The organism is Massilia sp. PAMC28688, assembly GCF_019443445.1.
Lineage (GTDB): Bacteria > Pseudomonadota > Gammaproteobacteria > Burkholderiales > Burkholderiaceae_D > Telluria_A.
Map to the genome: position 1 here is coordinate 1,154,593 of NZ_CP080378.1, position 19,719 is coordinate 1,174,311.

The 19,719-nt window shown below is 60.3% G+C and carries 14 protein-coding genes, 2 tRNA genes and 3 rRNA genes; 11 read left to right on the forward strand and 8 right to left on the reverse strand.

Annotated elements, in window-relative coordinates:
* Nucleotides 1-8: 8 nt before the first annotated feature.
* The 11 genes from KY495_RS05100 to KY495_RS05150 all read left to right on the forward strand — a co-directional run bounded on the left by KY495_RS05100 (nucleotide 9) and on the right by KY495_RS05150 (nucleotide 10,118).
* Nucleotides 9-1,034, forward strand: coding sequence for an iron ABC transporter permease (locus tag KY495_RS05100; RefSeq protein ID WP_219882665.1), 1,026 nt, complete (start codon nucleotides 9-11; stop codon nucleotides 1,032-1,034).
* The gene (locus KY495_RS05105; protein WP_219882666.1) at nucleotides 1,031-1,804 is read left to right on the forward strand and encodes an ABC transporter ATP-binding protein; all 774 of its coding nucleotides are present in this window, start codon (nucleotides 1,031-1,033) and stop codon (nucleotides 1,802-1,804) included. Before KY495_RS05100 ends, KY495_RS05105 begins: the two co-directional genes overlap by 4 nt.
* Nucleotides 1,801-2,403, forward strand: a complete 603-nt coding sequence (cobO, locus tag KY495_RS05110) for a cob(I)yrinic acid a,c-diamide adenosyltransferase (RefSeq protein ID WP_219882667.1) — start codon at nucleotides 1,801-1,803, stop codon at nucleotides 2,401-2,403. The genes KY495_RS05105 and cobO overlap by 4 nt, the downstream gene beginning before the upstream one ends.
* On the forward strand, nucleotides 2,397-3,701 hold the full coding sequence (locus KY495_RS05115) for a cobyrinate a,c-diamide synthase (RefSeq protein WP_219882668.1): 1,305 nt from the start codon (nucleotides 2,397-2,399) through the stop codon (nucleotides 3,699-3,701). Before cobO ends, KY495_RS05115 begins: the two co-directional genes overlap by 7 nt.
* A complete protein-coding gene (gene cobU / locus KY495_RS05120; RefSeq protein WP_219882669.1) occupies nucleotides 3,698-4,264 on the forward strand; it encodes a bifunctional adenosylcobinamide kinase/adenosylcobinamide-phosphate guanylyltransferase in 567 nt (188 codons plus the stop codon). The genes KY495_RS05115 and cobU overlap by 4 nt, the downstream gene beginning before the upstream one ends.
* Nucleotides 4,249-5,193, forward strand: a complete 945-nt coding sequence (gene cbiB / locus KY495_RS05125; protein WP_219882670.1) for an adenosylcobinamide-phosphate synthase CbiB — start codon at nucleotides 4,249-4,251, stop codon at nucleotides 5,191-5,193. Before cobU ends, cbiB begins: the two co-directional genes overlap by 16 nt.
* On the forward strand, nucleotides 5,186-6,175 hold the full coding sequence (gene cobD / locus KY495_RS05130; RefSeq protein WP_219882671.1) for a threonine-phosphate decarboxylase CobD: 990 nt from the start codon (nucleotides 5,186-5,188) through the stop codon (nucleotides 6,173-6,175). The genes cbiB and cobD overlap by 8 nt, the downstream gene beginning before the upstream one ends.
* Nucleotides 6,172-7,056, forward strand: a complete 885-nt coding sequence (locus tag KY495_RS05135; protein WP_219882672.1) for a cobalamin-binding protein — start codon at nucleotides 6,172-6,174, stop codon at nucleotides 7,054-7,056. Before cobD ends, KY495_RS05135 begins: the two co-directional genes overlap by 4 nt.
* Nucleotides 7,056-8,528 (forward strand): cobyric acid synthase, encoded by a 1,473-nt coding sequence (locus KY495_RS05140; protein ID WP_219884098.1) that lies wholly within the window; start codon nucleotides 7,056-7,058, stop codon nucleotides 8,526-8,528. The genes KY495_RS05135 and KY495_RS05140 overlap by 1 nt, the downstream gene beginning before the upstream one ends.
* A gap of 246 nt (nucleotides 8,529-8,774) precedes the next feature.
* Nucleotides 8,775-9,500, forward strand: coding sequence for a hypothetical protein (locus KY495_RS05145; protein WP_229518500.1), 726 nt, complete (start codon nucleotides 8,775-8,777; stop codon nucleotides 9,498-9,500).
* A 24-nt stretch (nucleotides 9,501-9,524) separates the two neighbouring features.
* Entirely contained in the window at nucleotides 9,525-10,118 is a 594-nt protein-coding gene (locus KY495_RS05150; protein ID WP_219882673.1) for a C39 family peptidase, read from the forward strand.
* 89 nt (nucleotides 10,119-10,207) lie between these two features.
* Here KY495_RS05150 and KY495_RS05155 read toward each other — a convergent pair whose 3' ends face one another.
* From KY495_RS05155 to rtcA, 8 genes are all read right to left on the reverse strand, one after another.
* A complete protein-coding gene (locus KY495_RS05155) occupies nucleotides 10,208-11,335 on the reverse strand; it encodes an OmpA family protein (RefSeq protein ID WP_229518501.1) in 1,128 nt (375 codons plus the stop codon).
* A 23-nt stretch (nucleotides 11,336-11,358) separates the two neighbouring features.
* Entirely contained in the window at nucleotides 11,359-12,702 is a 1,344-nt protein-coding gene (locus tag KY495_RS05160) for an ice-binding family protein (protein WP_219882674.1), read from the reverse strand.
* Between the two features lie 336 nt (nucleotides 12,703-13,038).
* Nucleotides 13,039-13,151: ribosomal RNA gene (gene rrf / locus KY495_RS05165) — 5S ribosomal RNA — on the reverse strand.
* Between the two features lie 160 nt (nucleotides 13,152-13,311).
* Nucleotides 13,312-16,185 (reverse strand): 23S ribosomal RNA (locus KY495_RS05170).
* A gap of 238 nt (nucleotides 16,186-16,423) precedes the next feature.
* Nucleotides 16,424-16,499: transfer RNA gene (locus KY495_RS05175), tRNA-Ala, on the reverse strand.
* Nucleotides 16,500-16,518: 19 nt separating this feature from the next.
* Nucleotides 16,519-16,595 (reverse strand) — tRNA-Ile (locus KY495_RS05180).
* 109 nt (nucleotides 16,596-16,704) lie between these two features.
* Nucleotides 16,705-18,233 (reverse strand): 16S ribosomal RNA (locus KY495_RS05185).
* Together the 16S, 23S and 5S rRNA genes with 2 tRNA genes alongside form the textbook arrangement of a ribosomal RNA operon.
* A gap of 431 nt (nucleotides 18,234-18,664) precedes the next feature.
* Nucleotides 18,665-19,699, reverse strand: coding sequence for an RNA 3'-terminal phosphate cyclase (gene rtcA, locus KY495_RS05190; RefSeq protein ID WP_219884104.1), 1,035 nt, complete (start codon nucleotides 19,697-19,699; stop codon nucleotides 18,665-18,667).
* Nucleotides 19,700-19,719 lie beyond the last annotated feature (20 nt).

Here is a 19,719-nt window from a genome sequence, read left to right on the forward strand (position 1 = left end):
AGTAGCGCTTGCACCCGTTCTTTCGTCGTATGCGCCACCGCGCCGCGGTGGTGATCTCTTCCCTGGCAATCCTGTCGCTGGCCAGCCTGGTGGTGGCCGGCATGACCGGATCGGTGCCGGTGCCGCTGGCCGACATGCCGGCCGCGCTGGGGGAGCTGGCGCGCGGAAGTAACGGGACGCTGGCCGCAACCCTGCTGGAACTGCGCCTGTCGCGCGCGCTGGTGGCGTTTGTGACCGGCGCGGCCCTGGCGCTGGCCGGCGTCATGATGCAGGCATTGCTGCGTAATCCCCTCGCCGATCCCTATGTACTGGGTATCTCGGCTGGCGCATCGGTGGGCGCCCTCGCCTCGCTGCTGTTCATGGCGGCGCTGTGGGTGATCGACGCGGCGGCCTTTGCGGGCGCGGTGGCGGTGTCGATGATGCTGTACCTGCTGGCGCGGCGCGACCTGCGCGGCGGCGGCGCGGCCGAAGGCGGCACTTCGCTGCTGCTGCTCACCGGCGTCATCCTGTCGTCGCTTTGCATGGCCATGGTCACATTGATGCTGTCGATTGCGCCGGAGAGCCGCCTGCGCAGCATGGTGTTCTGGATGATTGGCGACCTGGCGGGGGCGCCTCTGCGCTGGGTCCCGTGGCTTGTGCTCTTTGCCGGCATCGTCTTTGCGCTGCGTAGCGCACGCTCGCTCAATGTCCTGGCGCTGCACGCGGAAGCCGCTTCCACGCTCGGCATCAATGTCGGCGCCCTGCGCAAGGGGCTGTTTTTCTGCTCCGGACTGCTGACCGCAAGCGCGGTCACGAGCGCGGGCAGCATTGGCTTTGTGGGGCTGATCGTGCCGCATGCCTGCCGCTTTGCCTGCGGGCCGGACCACCGGGTGCTGATCCCCGCCGCCACGCTGGCAGGCGGCAGCTTCCTGGTGCTGGCCGATACCCTGGCACGCACCGTGCTGGCGCCGCAGCAGCTCCCGGTCGGCGTGGTCACGGCGCTGATCGGCGCGCCCGTATTCCTGTACCAGCTTCACAGGCTGCACCGCAAATGATCGATACCCGCAACCTGAGACTCACTGTCGGCAGCCGTACTCTGGTCGACAACCTGGACTGGCACGTGGCACCGGGCGAATGCTGGTGCGTCATTGGCCGTAACGGTGCGGGAAAGAGTACGCTCATGCGCACCCTGGCCGGCCTGCGCGATCCGGACGGCGGCACCGTGTCCATCCTGGGCAAGCCGATCGACAAGTGGCCGCTCACCGACCTGGCGCGCCAGCGTGCCTACCTGGCACAGTCGCGCAGCGATGCCTTTGCCTACAGCGCCATCGAAACGGTGTTGTCGGCCCGCCATCCCTACCACGCCAACCGCTACTGGGAAGGCAGCGACGACTATCTCGCGGCGCGCGCGGCGCTCGATTCAATGGAGGTGCTGGACCTGGCCGAGCGCGATGTGCGCACGCTCTCTGGCGGGGAGCGCCAGCGCGTGGCCATCGCGGCCATGCTGGCCCAGGATACGCCGCTGCTGCTGCTGGACGAACCGGCCAATGCCCTCGACCTGGCGCACCAGGTCAGCGTAATGCGCCTGCTCACACGCCTGTGCCGGGAACAGGGCAAGACCGCCATCATGATTGGACACGACCTGGGACACGCACACCAGGCGTCCACCCACGCCCTACTCCTGATGGGCGACGGCGAATGGCTGGCAGGACCGGCCGACGAAGTCATGTCCGCGCCCATCCTGAGCCGCTACCTGGGCCACCCGATTGAAGTCATCAGCCACGGCACGCGCCGGCTGTTTATCGCCACTGAGGAAGACGAATGAACGATATCAACGAGCGGCACCGCGTCCGCATGGAACGCAAGAAGGCCATCATCGACGCCAAGATCGCAGCGGCGGACAAGGACATTGGCATCATCATTGTCAACACCGGCAACGGCAAAGGCAAAAGTTCGAGCGGCTTCGGGATGGTGGTCCGCGCCATGGGCCACGGCATGAAGGTGGCGGTGGTGCAGTTCATCAAAGGCGCCATGTCGACTGGCGAAGAAAAATTTTTGCGGCGCTTTCCCGAGGAAGTCAGTTTCCACGCCATGGGCGAAGGCTACACCTGGGAGACCCAGGACCGCGAACGCGATATCGCCAAGGCGCAGGAAGCGTGGGCCATGGCAAAAGGATTTCTGCGCGATCCTAGGATCGGACTGGTGCTGTTCGATGAACTGAACATCGCGCTCAAGTACCGCTACCTGGATGTGGACGCCGTCATTGCGGACCTGCTCGAACGCCCGCCCATGCAGCACGTGGTCATCACGGGCCGCGGCGCGCCGGATGAACTGATCGAAATTGCGGACACGGTCACGGAAATGAACGTGGTCAAGCACGCGTTCAAGGCCGGTATTGCCGCGCAGGCGGGTACGGAATGGTAGGCACCGCATCGGCCCGGGTGCTGCTTGTGTCGGCCGTGGCATCGGGCCAGGGCAAGACCAGTGTGACGGCGGCGCTGGCGCGCAAGCTGGTGCAGCGCGGGCAGCAGGTACGGGTATTCAAGTGCGGCCCGGACTTTATCGACCCGATGCTGCTCGCGCGTGCCAGCGGCGCGCCGGTGGACTCGCTCGACCTGTGGATGGTGGGACTGGCAGAATGCCGCAGCCGCCTGGCCCAGGCCGCCCGCGAGGCAGACGTGATCCTGATCGAAGGCGTCATGGGCCTGTATGACGGCACGCCTTCATCGGCGGACCTGGCGCGCGAATTCAAGGTGCCGGTAATGGCCGTGATCGATGCATCGGCAATGGCGCAGACGGCGGGCGCGCTGGTGCAAGGCCTGCGCGACTATGGCCCGGTTGACATGGCCGGGGTGATTGCAAACCGCATTGCCAGTCCAGGCCACGCAGCCATGGTGGCCGCCTCGCTGCGCGGTATCCCGCTGTTTGGCACCCTGGGCCGCCAGGACAAGTCGCTCCCCGAGCGCCACCTCGGCCTGGTCATGCCGGCGGAGCAGGACGACATCGAAGCGAGCATCAACGCGCTGGCGGACGGCTTCGCGTTTGACGATGCTGCGTGGGACAGGCTGGCGCCGATCAGCTTTGAGCTGTCCCACATCGCGTCGCCTGTTGCGCCAATGCTCGAGGGCGTCACGGTTGCCATCGCGCGCGATGCGGCCTTCGCCTTCCTGTATCCCGCCAACCTGGCGACATTGTCGGCAATGGGGGCGCGGTTGACGTTCTTCTCTCCCCTTGCGGACGAACCGGTGCCACCGGGCGCCGACGCCGTATGGCTGCCGGGTGGCTATCCCGAGCTGCATGGCGCCGTCCTGTCGCAGGCGCAAAGCTGGAAGCAGTCAATGGCCGCTGCGCACGCCCGGGGCGTGCCGATCCTGGCCGAATGCGGGGGCATGATGGTGCTTGCCGATTCACTGGTCGACCAGCATGGCGACAAGTGGCCAATGGCTGGCCTGCTGCCGGGCCAGGTGGCCATGCAGGAGCGCCTCGCGGGCCTGGGATCGCAGGGCCTGGACACCTTGCACGGCGTCCTGCGCGGGCACACCTTTCACTATTCGCAGCTGGCGACGTCCGAGCTTCCCGCCTCCCATACATTAAAGCATCCGTCCGGCGCGCAGGGCGAAGCCGTGTATCGAAAGGGTTCGCTCACGGCATCGTACTTTCACGCCTATTTCCCTTCCTGCCCCCAGGCTGTCGCGGCGCTGCTGACAGGGAGTTCAGCGTGACGCTCACGCTGGTTCTTGGCGGCGCTCGTTCGGGCAAGAGCGGGTATGCGGAGCACCGCGCGGCCGACACGGGCCGCGAGGTGCTCTATGTCGCCACCGCGCGTGCCTGCGATGGCGAAATGGCCGGCCGCATCGCACGCCACCGGGCGCAGCGGCCCGCTCACTGGGCCACGGTGGAAGAGCCGGTGCATCTGGGCGATGCACTGGCCACGCATGCTTCGCCTTCCCGCGTCATCCTGATCGATTGCCTGACCCTGTGGCTGTCCAATGTGCTGTTTGCGGGGAGCGAGCCGTTTCCCGAGGTTGGCGAGATTGAGCTGCCACATTCGTTTGTCGCCGAGCGGGCGGCATTGCTGTCAGCACTGGCCAGCGCCAAGGGCGATATCATCCTGGTGTCGAACGAGGTAGGGATGGGCATTGTGCCCATGGGTGCGGCCACGCGCATGTTCATGGATGAAGCCGGGCGCCTCAATCAGGCGCTTGCCGCTGTGTGCGGCGAGGTGGTCTTTGTCGCCGCAGGTCTGCCTTTGGTATTGAAAGCATCATCATGCTCGCCGGTCTGACGATCCCTGATTTGGCGCTGCTCATGCTGTGCGGCGTTGCGCTTGACTATGCGTTTGGCGAAACGCCGCGCTGGCACCCGCTGGTCGGATTTGGCAAGGTGGCAGCCTGTATCGAGCGCCACGCCAACCGGGGAGCGGGCCGTATCGGGCGCGGGATTGCGGCCTGGATGCTGGCAGTCTTGCCCGTCACCGCGCTGGCCTATGCCGCATGCGATATGGCCGGCGCCGCACTGCATGTCCTGCTGCTCTACGTCTGCCTGGGCCTGCGCAGCCTGCGTGACCACAACCTGCCAATCGCCTGTGCGCTCGCACGCGGCGACGTGGCGCTGGCACGCCGCCTCACCAGCCGTATCGTCAGCCGCGACACATCCCAGGCGACAGAAGCCGATCTGGCCAAGGCGAGCACCGAGTCCCTGCTGGAAAACGGGAACGATGCCGTCTTTGGCACCCTGTTCTGGTTTGTCATTGCAGGTGGTCCCGGCGCGGTGCTGTACCGCCTTGCCAATACCCTCGATGCGATGTGGGGCTACCGTTCCAGCCGCTACCTGCATTTCGGCCGCGCCGCGGCGCGCCTGGACGATGCGCTCAACTTCATCCCGGCCCGGTTGACGGCTCTCTCCTACGTTTTACTGGCCAATGACCGGCGCACAGCGTGGCGCTGCTGGCGCGAGCAGGCCCGCGCGTGGCCCAGCCCCAATGGCGGCCCCGTGATGGCGAGCGGCGCCGGTGGCCTGGGCGTGGCGCTCGGCGGGGCCGCCGTGTACGACGGCATAACTGAGCAGCGCCCGCCGCTGGGAAAGGGCCGGGCCGCGGGCGGACACGATATCGCACGCGCCTGGGAGCTGGTCCAATCGGCCGCGCTACTGTGGCTGGCCATTGCATGCGCGGCGGGCCTCACGATGTATCTTGTGGGAGCACGGCATGCTTGAACATGGAGGCAATCTGCGGCAGGCAGCGGAACGATTCGGGCGTCCGCTGGCCGATTGGATCGACCTGTCGACAGGGCTAAATCCGCATGGCTACCCGGCTCCCGCAGTTGCCGCCGCGGCCTGGCACCGCCTGCCGGAAAGCGACCCGGCGCTGGTTGCGGCAGCGTGTGCATACTACGGCGCGCCCTGCATGCTGGCCGTGGCCGGAACACAGTCTGCGATCCAGGCGCTGCCCGCGTTGCGCCCGTCCTCGCGCGTGGTCGTGGCAGCGCCGTCGTATGCGGAGCACGCTCACCACTGGGGCATGCATGGCCACACGCTGCGCCAGGTTCCCTATGCCGCCCTGGCGGCGGAGGTGGGCAACTGCGATGTCATGGTCGTATGCAATCCCAACAATCCGACCGGGGCCGTGGTGCCTCGCACCGAGCTGCTTGAATGGTCGGCGCAGCTGGCAGCGCGCGGCGGCTGGCTGATTGTCGACGAAGCGTTTGCTGATACCCAGCCGGGGATGAGCGTGTCATCGTGGGCCAGCGAGCCCGGACTGATCGTGCTGCGTTCTATCGGAAAATTCTTCGGTCTGGCCGGGGTGCGCGTGGGCTTCGTGGCTGCGCATGAAGCCTTGCTGGTGCAGCTGGCCGATGCACTCGGTCCGTGGACCGTCAGCGGTCCGGCGCAGCAGGTTGCCGCGGCGGCCCTGCATGACAGCGCCTGGCAGCGCGATACGGCCAGGCGCCTGGAGGTGGAAGGCAGGCGCCTGCGGACGATGCTAAGAGAAGCAGGACTGCACTCGCAGGGCACGGCCCTGTTCCAGTGGTGGCCGGAAGAGCGTGCCGAAGCATGCTGGGAGCACATGGCCAAACGCGGGATCTGGGTTCGGCTGTTCGCACACGCCGCGCGTGGCATCCGTATTGGCTTGCCCGCAGACGAGGCTGCATGGCGTGCGCTGGAACAGGCATTAAGAGAGTGGAGAAGGATGACATGATAAAGATACTGCTGGCGGCAATGACCGCCGCCACCGCCCTGCACGCGGGCGCCGCCATCACCGTCATTGATGACGATGGCCGCCCCGTGACGTTGCAAAAGCCGGCGCAGCGCGTCATTGCCATGTCGCCGCACGTGACGGAGCTGCTGTATGCGGCCGGCGGCGGCGAAAAAATCGTGGCCGGCGTGGACTACAGCGACTATCCGGAAGCGGCCAGGCGGCTGCCGCGCGTAGGCAGCAATCGCCTGATCGACATGGAGCGGGTGATTGCGCTCAAGCCGGACCTGATCGTCATCTGGCTGCACGGCAGTTCCGAGCGGCAGATCGAACAGATACGCACCCTGGGCATTCCGATGTTCCACAGCGAGCCGAAAAAGCTCGAGGCGATCGCCGACAGCGTGGCGCGCATGGGCAAGCTGATGGGAACCGAGCCGGTTGCCAACGCTGCTGCCGCCGGCTTGCGCCAGCAGCTCGCGGCGCTGCAGTCGCGCTTCGGCGGGCGCGCGCCGGTGCGGCTGTTCTACCAGGTATGGGACAAGCCGCTTTACACGCTCAGCGGCGGCCACATCGTCAGCGACGCGATCGGCATATGCGGCGGCGAAAATATCTACGCAAGCCTCAAGGTAACCGCGCCCATTGTCAGCATCGAGTCGGTACTGGAAGCCGACCCTGAAGTCATTGTCAGTACCGATGAACGCAGCGATGTGGGCGGCGGCGTCGGGATCTGGAAAGAGTTCACCAGCCTGACTGCCGTCAAACGCGACAACCTGTTTCGCCTCGATGGCAACCTGCTCAATCGCTCGGGGCCACGCATGATTGCGGGCGCTGCCCAACTATGTGATCGGCTCGAGCTGGCGCGCCAGCGCAGGAAGGGCAAATGATGCCCTTCCCTTTCCACACGCTGATGGTCCAGGGGACGACGTCCGACGCCGGCAAAAGCACGGTGGTCGCCGCCCTTTGCCGGCTGCTGAAAAACCGGGGCGTGCGCGTGGCCCCGTTCAAGCCGCAGAACATGGCGTTGAACAGCGCAGTGACGGCCGATGGCGGCGAGATTGGCCGCGCCCAGGCGCTGCAGGCGATTGCCGCCGGCGTGGCCCCACATACTGACATGAACCCGGTACTGCTCAAGCCTTCCAGCGACACGGGCGCCCAGGTTGTCATTCACGGAAAAGTACGCGCAGAGATGAATGCGCGCGACTATCACCAGTACAAGACGATTGCGATGGGTGCCGTGCTGGAATCGTACGGCCGCTTGCGCAGCCAGTACGAATGCGTGATCGTGGAAGGCGCAGGCAGTCCGGCCGAAATCAATCTGCGCGATCGCGATATCGCCAACATGGGCTTTGCCGAGGCGGTGGATTGTCCGGTGATCCTGGTGGCGGACATCGACCGCGGCGGCGTGTTCGCCCACATCGTGGGCACCTTGGCCTGCCTGTCGCAGAGCGAACGCGATCGTATCATCGGCTTTGTCATCAATCGCTTTCGCGGTGACATCGCGCTGCTGGAACCCGGCAACGCGTGGCTTGAGCGCCAGACCGGCAAGCCGGTGCTCGCCGTGCTGCCCTACCTGCAAGGGCTGTTCCTCGATGCGGAGGACGCGGTGCAGCCGGTGCAGGCCTCGCGCGGCGCCTTCAAGGTGGTGGTGCCGTCGGTGCCCCGCATGAGCAACCATACCGACTTTGATGCACTGCGCGTGCATCCGGACGTGGACCTGAGCTTCGTGCGCCAGGGGGAAGCCAAGCCGGCCTGCGATCTGCTGATCCTCCCGGGCAGCAAGAACACGCGCGGCGACCTGGCCTGGCTGCTGGAGCAGGGCTGGGGCGACTTCATTGCGCGCCACCTGCGCTACGGCGGCAAGATCATTGGCATTTGCGGTGGTTTTCAGATGCTGGGCAACACAGTGCGCGATCCCCATGGCGCGGAAGGGGCGCCGGGTAGCTCGCAGGGACTGGGCCTGCTGGACCTGGAGACCGAGCTGACGCGCGAAAAGCGGCTGGCGCAAGTAAAAGGCATGTGCGCCTTTGCCGAGGCGACGGTGGCAGGCTATGAAATCCACATGGGCGTCTCGCATGGCACCGCGCTGGACGTGCCGGCGTTCCTGATCGATGGCCGTCCCGAGGGCGCACTTTCGCATGACGGCCAGATACTGGGCAGCTATCTGCATGGCATGTTCGACACCCCGTCCGCCTGCAGTGCGCTGTTGCGCTGGGCCGGTCTTGGGTCCGACACGGTTGTCGACACCGGCGCGCTGCGTGAACAGAGCCTGGAACGCATTGCGGCGGTAAGCACACCCTTGTATGACGCCTTGTGTGGCGATGCGCATGCGCCACGTTACCAGGAAGAGCGTGCCTGATTGACACAGTTAGGGTAGTTTCAGCGGCAATGTTGCCTAAATCAGCACATATTTCCGCGTGTGAATTGCCTCACCCGATAAATACATATATTTTCCTCAGTTCTTTTGCCGGATCGATCCACGACAGTCGGCAGCGTCGTGATCGCACTGGTAAGAGCGGCTCGTTTCGGTCCCTGCGGACACGTGAGAGCAATTAGCGGCGCTGGCAGCGCAGGCTATTCCATTTCAACTGAGGAGACTTCATCCATGCCATCAATCTTATCCATGCGCCGTACCCTGCTCGCAGTCTTGCTGGGCGGCGCGGCGCTCAGCTGCGCCGTGCCCGGCAGTGCGGCCCAGCCAACCGGGGCGGCGAAGCAGGCGGACAAGCACGCCGCAGCCGAGGCGCTGGCCGCTGCACAACGCGACTTCACGCAATTTGCTGCCTTCCAGCTCAATCAGAAAGGCGGCCTGCCAGACGGCTTTCCGCTGCAAGTGAAGGACGTGCAGGAACTGAAGCAGGCGAAGGTCAGCTATGGCTTTGCCGTCCACACGGTTGACCCTGCCGACCTGCTGGCCGGCCGCGGCACGATGCGGGCTATGGCCAAACCGGTCAATCAATTTCGCTTTGTGATCACTGTGCGCGATCGCGCGGTCGGGCTGGCCACTGTCGAGAAAATAAAGGGCCGCTACGAAACCGTCGCCTATGGCGCCGCAGTACTGGCCAAAGACCTGGACCTGGCAAGCCGGCAGCACGGTAACGCCGACAAGTCGAACCTGCGCCTGCTGCGCATATACCAGGCCCGCTCGGACTTCCTGGAAGTGGACAGTGAGGATGGCCGCGGCCGTTTCGCGCCGCTGCACTCGGCGCGCGCATCGCTCCCGCTGCCGGCGGCCATGCTGGGCCAGCCAAGCAGCAGACTGCTGGATGAAACCGAACTGATGCAACCACTGCGCGCAGTCGTGAAACAGACCATGGCAGCGCCGCTGTAAGCGTCGCAGAGATAAGGAAAGACTATGAAAATCAATGTCAGGAAAATGATTGTCGGCGCCGGCTTGTTGTTGGCGCTGCCGGCGGCGCTCGCGCAGTGGAAATCCTTGAGCATTCCGCTCGTCACGCAAGAGCACAGCCAGTGGTGCTGGTCGGCCTCGAGCAAGGCGATCTTGAACTTTTACGGCAAGAATCCCAGCCAATGCCAGATCGTGAACTGGGCGTTCGGCCTGAACTACGCCTGCGGCAACAGCAACTTTTACTGGAACAGTTACGCCAATCAGCCGAACAATATGTACGGCAGCAATGGCAGCGTGCAAAACATCCTGTATGCGTGGGGTGTGCCGAATACTGCCTATGCTACTGCATCGTCGTGGTCCAGCGTGGTCTACGACATCAATGCCAACCGCCCGTTCGTCATTCGCTATGGCTGGACCAACGGCGGCGGCCACATCATGGTGGGACGCGGCTATCAGACCTATAACGGTGTGAACTACATCCAGATCATGAATCCCTGGCCGGGCGAGGGACAGACCTGGCGCACGTACAGCTCGGCCGTGTACGCGTCCGATCATCGCTGGACGCACACGCAGCGGATGAACATCAGCCGGGCATACTGACCGGCGCTGCCGGTTGGCGATCACCGGCGAAAAAAAACCGCCGGCGGGGCACACTGCCCCCCGGCGGTTTGTTTCAGGTCTGGCGTGAATTATCTGGTGCGGGTGCCGACCACTTCCACTGTCACACGGCGATTGCGGGCCCGGCCTTCTTCTGTCGTGTTATCCGCCACGGCCTGGCTTTCGCCCTTGCCTTCGGTGTAGACACGCGACGAATCAATGCCTTTGGTCACAATGTAAGCCTTCACTGCCTCGGCGCGGCGCTGCGACAGCTTCTGGTTGTAAGCGTCGGAACCGATGGAATCAGTATGGCCCACGGTCACCATGACTTCCGTGTTCATGCCCTGCAGCTTCATAAGCAGCTCATCGAGCGCGGCTTTGCCGGCCGGCTTGACGATGGACTTGTCGAAGTCAAACAGCGCTTCCGCGGCGAATGACACTTTTTCCGACACAGGCTGGGGCGCGACCGGCGGCTGGGTTTGTACCACGACGACAGGCGCCACCGGCTCCACAGGGGGAGGCGTATAGGCCAGCGGCGCGGCGGCCGGACGGCCAAACTTCCAGACCAGGCCCACGCTGGCCATGTCGACATCGCCGCGATTACCCACCGCATCGTTCACCCGGTAGCGTTCGTACTCGCCACGTAAGGCCAGCGCTTCGCTGAATTTATATTCCATACCCAGGCCGAGCTTTGGGCCGACCTTGCTCTGCTTTGCGTGCGGAGCAGTTACGGCGTTAAGGCGGTTGCCGCTGAAGTCCGTCCGGGCGCGGGTGTAGGCAGCGCCGACGCGGCCGATGATGGACAGGCGTTCCGACAGAGGCAGCTGGCCGACCAGGTCGAGATTTACCCCACTGAACGCGGCTTTCGCGCCCAGGCGGCCATCGCTGGTAACAGCGTCATAGCTGAACCGGCCCAAGTCATAATAGCCGGCTTCCAGTGCCAGGTAACGGTTGAGCTGTTTGCCGATGAATACCTTGTAGGCTGGGCTATCTTTTTCATCCCCGGCAAACGAGACAATGGCCGAGCCATTGGCGCGCAAGGCACTTTCGATGCTGGCCTGGTCGATGGTGGCACGGGTGGCACCGATGCCGGCGCCGGCGTACCAGGCGTGGTTGGCCCAGTCGGGATTGACGAACGGTTCTGCTGCTTTCACAGGCTGGCTGGCGAGCATCGCACAGCCGATGACGCTCAGGGCGCCGAATTGTTGAGCTAATTTCATGATCTGCTTTCTGGAGTGGGTGCTTATTTGGCGATCTGGTTATTGCGCAGCGTGACGGCTGCGGCGCTGAGCACCCGGCCGGTCAGCAGTGTGGTGTTGTCGCCCACGGTGATGGCGGCGGACTGGCCAAGGATCGAACCCTTGAAGACGCTGTTGGCGCCGAGGGTACTTGGACCTACCGGCACCCAGAAAGCGTTCTCCGCAGTTGCCCCCCCGGTCAGGGCGACGATCGAGTTGGCTGTCGTGTTCAAGGTCGAGGCAGTACGGAAGATGTACAAGCCAGGGCCATTCATGGTGAATGTGCCTGTAATGCTGATGGCGCCGGCATAGCAGTACACGCCGGGCGTGAAGACCTGGCCGCCGAGGTCAACGCCGGAGGCCGAGTTGACGGTGCAAGTGCGGCTATTGGCATCAGTAATGGCAACCTGCAGGTCTGCCAGTGCGCCGTCCAGGATGGCACCGGACTTGTAGTTCGTGAAGCCAGGGGTCTGGACTGGATCAACGGTCTGGGACGGGGAACCGACATCGCCGGCGATCAAGGTGGTGCCGCCGGAATTGTTGGTCAGCGAGGTGCCGGCCAGGACGGCGAAATTGGTTGCGCGGCCGAGGTCAAGAAGCACGGTAGGCGTCACGGGAGGTGGCAGCGGCGTGACTGGTGGCAGCGGCGTGACTGGCGGCGGCAGTGGCTCGCCAGGCGGCGGCGTCACAATGACTGGTGCCGTAACGTTCAGCAACGCCGTGCCCGTGGTTGCGCCCGAGGTTGCGCTTACCGTGGTCTGACCGGCCGCCAGGCCGGTAGCGATGCCAGATTGCGCAATTGTTCCGACAGTCACCGCGGACGACGACCAGATCACGGCGTCGGTGATTACCGCAGTCGCGCCGTTGGAATACGTTGCGGTAGCGCTGTATTGCTGTGTTGCGCCAACTGTAATCGTGGCGGTCGGCGGGGTGACAGCAATACTGGACAAGGTGACAGGGGGCGGCGCGACAACGGTCAGCGTGCCCGAGCCGGACTTGCTGTCGAAGGTTGCGCTGATGGCGGCACTTCCGGCAGCCACACCCGTGGCGTTGCCGGTAGCAGAGCCGACAGTGGCGATCGCAGGCGAGGCGGACGACCATGCTGACACGGCGGTCACATTACGCGATGAGCCATCGGCATAGTTCGCTGTGGCGGTGAATTGTTGGCTAGCGCCGATGTTCACGCTCGCCGTCGCCGGAGTCACCGCAACACTCACGAGCGCGGCGGCCGGAATGCCCAGGATAGGGTCGCGGCCGGCGTCACTGCCGCCGCCGCAGGCGGTCAGGAACGAGGTCAGCAACATGCCTCCCGCGCAAATGAGTGTTCGGGTACTCTTCAAGATGTTCATTTTGTTTCCTTCGCGTTATTCAACGCATCAATGTGTACTGCTCGGAACCCACTATGGACTGTTGCAACGCAACAAAGGGTTCGCTAACGTACGGAGTCGTTGAATAATGGAAATACACCGAGGTAGAACAACACATTCGGGTGTTAACATGTAGAAACAGAATGATTCCGCCGGGAGCGACGCAGAAATGCGCTGGCAAGGCGTTGCGGCCATGAAACCGGCCTCATGCAGCGAGGGGAAAGCAAGAGGAGTCAAAGCCGGCAGCAGAGCGGCTAAATCTCGGGGCGAAAAAAAACCCCGAAGCATCTCTGCTCCGGGGTTTTTCTCTTATAACTAGCCTGACGATAACCTACTTTCACACTGGTTGCAGCACTATCATCGGCGTAAAATCGTTTCACGGTCCTGTTCGGGATGGGAAGGGGTGGTACCGATTTACTATGGTCATCAGGCATAACTTGTACAGGTAACAGCTCCACGACGGGGCAGCTGCACCTTGAATCTGGAAGAAGTAAGTTTTTGTATTCGTAGTAATGAACTACGGGGTAGTGCTCGAGATATCAACAACAAGGCAACACGCGCAATTCTTATCTCTGCACCTGCTAAGGTTATAGGGACAAGCCGTACGGGCAATTAGTATCAGTTAGCTTAATGCATTACTGCACTTCCACACCTGACCTATCAACGTCCTGGTCTCGAACGACCCTTTAAAGAGCTCAAGGCTCTGGGAAATCTCATCTTAAGGCAAGTTTCCCGCTTAGATGCTTTCAGCGGTTATCTCTTCCAGACTTAGCTACCCGGCAATGCCACTGGCGTGACAACCGGTACACCAGAGGTCTGTCCACTCCGGTCCTCTCGTACTAGGAGCAGCCCCCTTCAAATTTCCAACGCCCACGGCAGATAGGGACCAAACTGTCTCACGACGTTTTAAACCCAGCTCACGTACCACTTTAAATGGCGAACAGCCATACCCTTGGGACCGGCTACAGCCCCAGGATGTGATGAGCCGACATCGAGGTGCCAAACTCCCCCGTCGATATGAACTCTTGGGAGGAATCAGCCTGTTATCCCCAGAGTACCTTTTATCCGTTGAGCGATGGCCCTTCCATACAGAACCACCGGATCACTATGTCCTACTTTCGTACCTGCTCGACTTGTCAGTCTCGCAGTTAAGCACGCTTATGCCATTGCACTATCAACACGATGTCCGACCGTATCTAGCGTACCTTCGAACTCCTCCGTTACACTTTAGGAGGAGACCGCCCCAGTCAAACTGCCTACCATGCACTGTCCCCGATCCGGATAACGGACCAAGGTTAGAACCTCAAACAAACCAGGGTGGTATTTCAAGGATGGCTCCACGAGAACTGGCGTCCCCGCTTCAAAGCCTCCCACCTATCCTACACAGATTGGTTCAAAGTCCAATGCAAAGCTACAGTAAAGGTTCATGGGGTCTTTCCGTCTAGCCGCGGGTAGATTGCATCATCACAAACATTTCAACTTCGCTGAGTCTCGGGAGGAGACAGTGTGGCCATCGTTACGCCATTCGTGCAGGTCGGAACTTACCCGACAAGGAATTTCGCTACCTTAGGACCGTTATAGTTACGGCCGCCGTTTACTGGGACTTCAATCAAGAGCTTGCACCCCATCATTTAATCTTCCAGCACCGGGCAGGCGTCACACCCTATACGTCCACTTTCGTGTTTGCAGAGTGCTGTGTTTTTATTAAACAGTCGCAGCCACCAGTTTATTGCAACCCTTTCGCCCTACTGAAGTAAATCAGCCAAGCTACCGGGGCGTACCTTTTCCCGAAGTTACGGTACCAATTTGCCGAGTTCCTTCTCCCGAGTTCTCTCAAGCGCCTTAGAATACTCATCTCGCCCACCTGTGTCGGTTTGCGGTACGGTCTCGTATGACTGAAGCTTAGAGGCTTTTCTTGGAACCACTTCCGATTGCTTCGGGTCACAAGGACCCTCGTCTCAACCCCTTGAATTCCGCGCCCGGATTTGCCTAAGCGCCTTCTATGAGCCAAAAACCAACTATTCCAACAGTTGGACAACCTTCCGCGATCCGTCCCCCCATCGCATCATACGACGGTGCAGGAATATTAACCTGCTTCCCATCAGCTACGCATCTCTGCCTCGCCTTAGGGGCCGACTCACCCTGCTCCGATGAACGTTGAACAGGAAACCTTGGGCTTACGGCGTGGGGGCTTTTCACCCCCATTATCGCTACTCATGTCAGCATTCGCACTTCTGATACCTCCAGCATCCTTTACAAGACACCTTCACAGGCTTACAGAACGCTCTCCTACCATATCCTTACGGATATCCGCAGCTTCGGTGACTGGCTTAGCCCCGTTACATCTTCCGCGCAGGACGACTCGATCAGTGAGCTATTACGCTTTCTTTAAATGATGGCTGCTTCTAAGCCAACATCCTGACTGTTTTAGCCTTCCCACTTCGTTTTCCACTTAGCCAATCTTTGGGACCTTAGCTGGCGGTCTGGGTTGTTTCCCTCTTGACGCCGGACGTTAGCACCCGACGTCTGTCTCCCAAGCTCGCACTCATCGGTATTCGGAGTTTGCAATGGTTTGGTAAGTCGCAATGACCCCCTAGCCATAACAGTGCTCTACCCCCGATGGTGATACTTGAGGCACTACCTAAATAGTTTTCGGAGAGAACCAGCTATTTCCAAGTTTGTTTAGCCTTTCACCCCTACCCACAGCTCATCCCCTAATTTTTCAACATTAGTGGGTTCGGACCTCCAGGGCGTGTTACCGCACCTTCATCCTGGCCATGAGTAGATCACTTGGTTTCGGGTCTACACCCAGCGACTGTCGCCCTATTCGGACTCGATTTCTCTACGGCTTCCCTATATGGTTAACCTTGCCACTGAATGTAAGTCGCTGACCCATTATACAAAAGGTACGCAGTCACGGAACAAGTCCGCTCCTACTGTTTGTATGCACACGGTTTCAGGATCTATTTCACTCCCCTCCCGGGGTTCTTTTCGCCTTTCCCTCACGGTACTGGTTCACTATCGGTCGATTACGAGTATTTAGCCTTGGAGGATGGTCCCCCCATATTCAGACAGGATTTCTCGTGTCCCGCCCTACTTGTCGCATACTTAGTTCCACACATCGCATTTCGTATAAGGGGCTATCACCCTCTATGGCCGGAGTTTCCAATCCGTTCTACTATGCGTCATGCTAAATCATGCAGGCTCTTCCCATTTCGCTCGCCACTACTTTGGGAATCTCGGTTGATTTATTTTCCTGCAGCTACTTAGATGTTTCAGTTCGCCGCGTTCGCTTTGCATACCTATGTATTCAGTATGCAATGACCTAAAAGGCCGGGTTTCCCCATTCGGAAATCTGCGGATCAAAGTGTGTTTGCTCACTCCCCGCAGCTTATCGCAAGCTACTACGTCCTTCATCGCCTGTAATCGCCAAGGCATCCACCATGTGCACTTATTCGCTTGTCCCTATAACGTTAGCCTCTCCCGCCGACTAAGCAGAAAAGACGTTACAGAGATAAGAATGTACAGCGTTGTTGCTTTGTTTGTTGATACTGTGATTACTACCCTGCCAAACCGTTTTCACGGATTGACATAAAACTTTACTTCTTCCAGATTGTTAAAGAACGAAACAGCAATGATCTCTAAAAGATCAAACCTAAACCACACAGGCTTACATTTGGACTTTCAGGAGATAGTAGAGTGATGGTGGAGGATGACGGGATCGAACCGACGACCCCCTGCTTGCAAAGCAGGTGCTCTCCCAGCTGAGCTAATCCCCCAAGGATCTAACGACCGCGTTGGTAGGGCTGGTTGGACTCGAACCAACGACCCCCGCGTTATCAACACGGTGCTCTAACCAGCTGAGCTACAGCCCCGACTTGGACACTGCTACTGTTTCTTCTAATTTCAACAGTCGATAAGAGTGGACGCTTAATGAATATCCCTCTAATGGGACCACACATTACTGTGCGTGTGCAACTCTAGAAAGGAGGTGATCCAGCCGCACCTTCCGATACGGCTACCTTGTTACGACTTCACCCCAGTCACGAATCCTACCGTGGTAAGCGCCCTCCTTACGGTTAAGCTACCTACTTCTGGTAAAACCCGCTCCCATGGTGTGACGGGCGGTGTGTACAAGACCCGGGAACGTATTCACCGCGACATGCTGATCCGCGATTACTAGCGATTCCAACTTCATGTAGTCGAGTTGCAGACTACAATCCGGACTACGATACACTTTCTGGGATTAGCTCCCCCTCGCGGGTTGGCGGCCCTCTGTATGTACCATTGTATGACGTGTGAAGCCCTACCCATAAGGGCCATGAGGACTTGACGTCATCCCCACCTTCCTCCGGTTTGTCACCGGCAGTCTCATTAGAGTGCTCTTTCGTAGCAACTAATGACAAGGGTTGCGCTCGTTGCGGGACTTAACCCAACATCTCACGACACGAGCTGACGACAGCCATGCAGCACCTGTGTTACGGCTCTCTTTCGAGCACACCTCGATCTCTCAAGGCTTCCGTACATGTCAAGGGTAGGTAAGGTTTTTCGCGTTGCATCGAATTAATCCACATCATCCACCGCTTGTGCGGGTCCCCGTCAATTCCTTTGAGTTTTAATCTTGCGACCGTACTCCCCAGGCGGTCTACTTCACGCGTTAGCTGCGTTACCAAGTTAATTAAAACCCGACAACTAGTAGACATCGTTTAGGGCGTGGACTACCAGGGTATCTAATCCTGTTTGCTCCCCACGCTTTCGTGCATGAGCGTCAATCTTGACCCAGGGGGCTGCCTTCGCCATCGGTGTTCCTCCACATCTCTACGCATTTCACTGCTACACGTGGAATTCTACCCCCCTCTGCCAGATTCTAGCCTTGCAGTCTCCATCGCAATTCCCAGGTTGAGCCCGGGGATTTCACGACAGACTTACAAAACCGCCTGCGCACGCTTTACGCCCAGTAATTCCGATTAACGCTTGCACCCTACGTATTACCGCGGCTGCTGGCACGTAGTTAGCCGGTGCTTATTCTTCAGGTACCGTCATTAGCAAGAGATATTAGCCCTCACCGTTTCTTCCCTGACAAAAGAGCTTTACAACCCGAAGGCCTTCTTCACTCACGCGGCATTGCTGGATCAGGCTTGCGCCCATTGTCCAAAATTCCCCACTGCTGCCTCCCGTAGGAGTCTGGACCGTGTCTCAGTTCCAGTGTGGCTGGTCGTCCTCTCAGACCAGCTACTGATCGATGCCTTGGTAGGCCTTTACCCCACCAACTAGCTAATCAGATATCGGCCGCTCCAGGAGCATGAGGTCTTGCGATCCCCCACTTTCATCCTTAGATCGTATGCGGTATTAGCGTAACTTTCGCTACGTTATCCCCCACTCCAGGGTACGTTCCGATATATTACTCACCCGTTCGCCACTCGCCGCCAGGTTGCCCCGCGCTGCCGTTCGACTTGCATGTGTAAGGCATGCCGCCAGCGTTCAATCTGAGCCAGGATCAAACTCTTCAGTTCAATCTCTGTTTGTCGGGCATTTCTGCCCGAATTCGTCCCTTTGGTCCGAATTCGCTCACTCAAAATACTGACAGGCCACTACTTTCGTAGCGCCTATATTTCTTTCTTGTGAACATTTGATAATTTAAGTATTCAACAGCGCTTTCGCTCTGTTGGCACCTTCATCAAACGCCCACACTTATCGACTGTTAATTTTTAAAGAACTCGTATTCGGTACTGCCTTGCTGCAGGCTACGAAGCGTTGTGTTCGTTGCAGCAGAGAGGTGAGATTATGCAGCGTTTCGCGATTCTCGTCAACTCCCTTTTTTACTACAGCGTCGTTTTCGACACTCCCCAACTGGCTGTTAACTACTTGATTTCGTTAACGTTTTCATTGGGGAGGCGAACTATAGCAAAGCCCTCGCACCGTCCGCAAGGGTTTCCCAAAATATTTATCGGGGACACACTTTGACCAGATGGCGATCACTGCGGCCGGCCTGCCGATCCACATCAAAGGTGATCGCCACGGGTAGAAATCGGGCGATGACCTCTGCGTTAGTAATGGCATGCTGTGACACGGTGTCTGCACTGAACTCTCCGCCTCCTGCCAGGGCCATGGGCAGCATGAGCTGGTCTGCGAGATGCTCACCAACGGCGGCGCCGGACGCGATATAGCGCCGCGCTTCATCCATGACATTTTTTGCGACAGTTTCGGCACGCACCATCTTTTCACCGAGCGCGGTGAATACTTCCGTCACGTTCTCCGATTCAAGCGTGATCATGAGCGCATTACCCGGCCCCTGCTCACCAGGCAGGCCGCGTATCAGTAGCTGCGACTCGTTCCACCCCATGCCTTTGCCGATTACCTGCAATTCCCGCGCTGCGACATCCATGGGAATGCCTGCAAAAATAGCCTCGGCAAAACCTGCGACCCGCGCGCCGGGCTCCAGGAGCGATAACTGTCGCAATGCCGCGCACGGCCTTATGCGGGCCTGCATGATGCCGCCACCGGCAGGATAGAAACCGGCGCGCACCAGCTCAATATCCACCGACGCGCCCATTTTGTTCAACAACGGCACATAGGCGCGCGTGAGGAAGTGCGCCGGCGGCGCCATGCCGTTATGCGTCCCGCCGCTGATCCGGACCGTGGACGGCCCGTCCGCATACAACAGCGCCAGTACCACGGTCTGCAGCACCAGCGTGCAGCTGCCGGCCGTGCCGATGGCAAACTGGTATTCGCCCGCCTTGATACCGCGCGGAGAAAACGTCAGCGCCGTCGAGCCCAGTTCTGCACCACTTACCACCGCATTGCTCACCTGGGCAGCCCCCTGCACCGCAACCAGATGCTGGCGCATCAGGCCCGGCTTGGGGCGGTTGGCACGGATATTCGTCATGCGAAAAGGCTGACCCGTAATCATGGCCAGGGTCAGCGACGTTCTTAAAATCTGGCCGCCACCTTCGCCGGTAGCGCCATCAAGTTCAATCATCATGTTTTTCTTCTTTATTG

What these genes read in the sequence shown, in the direction of transcription:
- KY495_RS05105 (WP_219882666.1), top strand. Translation starts at nt 1,031, where the DNA reads ATGATCGATACCCGCAACCTGAGACTCACTGTCGGCAGCCGTACTCTG.
- cobO (WP_219882667.1), top strand. Translation starts at nt 1,801, where the DNA reads ATGAACGATATCAACGAGCGGCACCGCGTCCGCATGGAACGCAAGAAG.
- KY495_RS05115 (WP_219882668.1), top strand. Translation starts at nt 2,397, where the DNA reads ATGGTAGGCACCGCATCGGCCCGGGTGCTGCTTGTGTCGGCCGTGGCA.
- cbiB (WP_219882670.1), top strand. Translation starts at nt 4,249, where the DNA reads ATGCTCGCCGGTCTGACGATCCCTGATTTGGCGCTGCTCATGCTGTGC.
- cobD (WP_219882671.1), top strand. Translation starts at nt 5,186, where the DNA reads ATGCTTGAACATGGAGGCAATCTGCGGCAGGCAGCGGAACGATTCGGG.
- KY495_RS05135 (WP_219882672.1), top strand. Translation starts at nt 6,172, where the DNA reads ATGATAAAGATACTGCTGGCGGCAATGACCGCCGCCACCGCCCTGCAC.
- KY495_RS05140 (WP_219884098.1), top strand. Translation starts at nt 7,056, where the DNA reads ATGCCCTTCCCTTTCCACACGCTGATGGTCCAGGGGACGACGTCCGAC.
- KY495_RS05145 (WP_229518500.1), top strand. Translation starts at nt 8,775, where the DNA reads ATGCCATCAATCTTATCCATGCGCCGTACCCTGCTCGCAGTCTTGCTG.
- KY495_RS05150 (WP_219882673.1), top strand. Translation starts at nt 9,525, where the DNA reads ATGAAAATCAATGTCAGGAAAATGATTGTCGGCGCCGGCTTGTTGTTG.
- KY495_RS05155 (WP_229518501.1), bottom strand. Translation starts at nt 11,335, where the DNA reads ATGAAATTAGCTCAACAATTCGGCGCCCTGAGCGTCATCGGCTGTGCG.
- KY495_RS05160 (WP_219882674.1), bottom strand. Translation starts at nt 12,702, where the DNA reads ATGAACATCTTGAAGAGTACCCGAACACTCATTTGCGCGGGAGGCATG.
- rtcA (WP_219884104.1), bottom strand. Translation starts at nt 19,699, where the DNA reads ATGATTGAACTTGATGGCGCTACCGGCGAAGGTGGCGGCCAGATTTTA.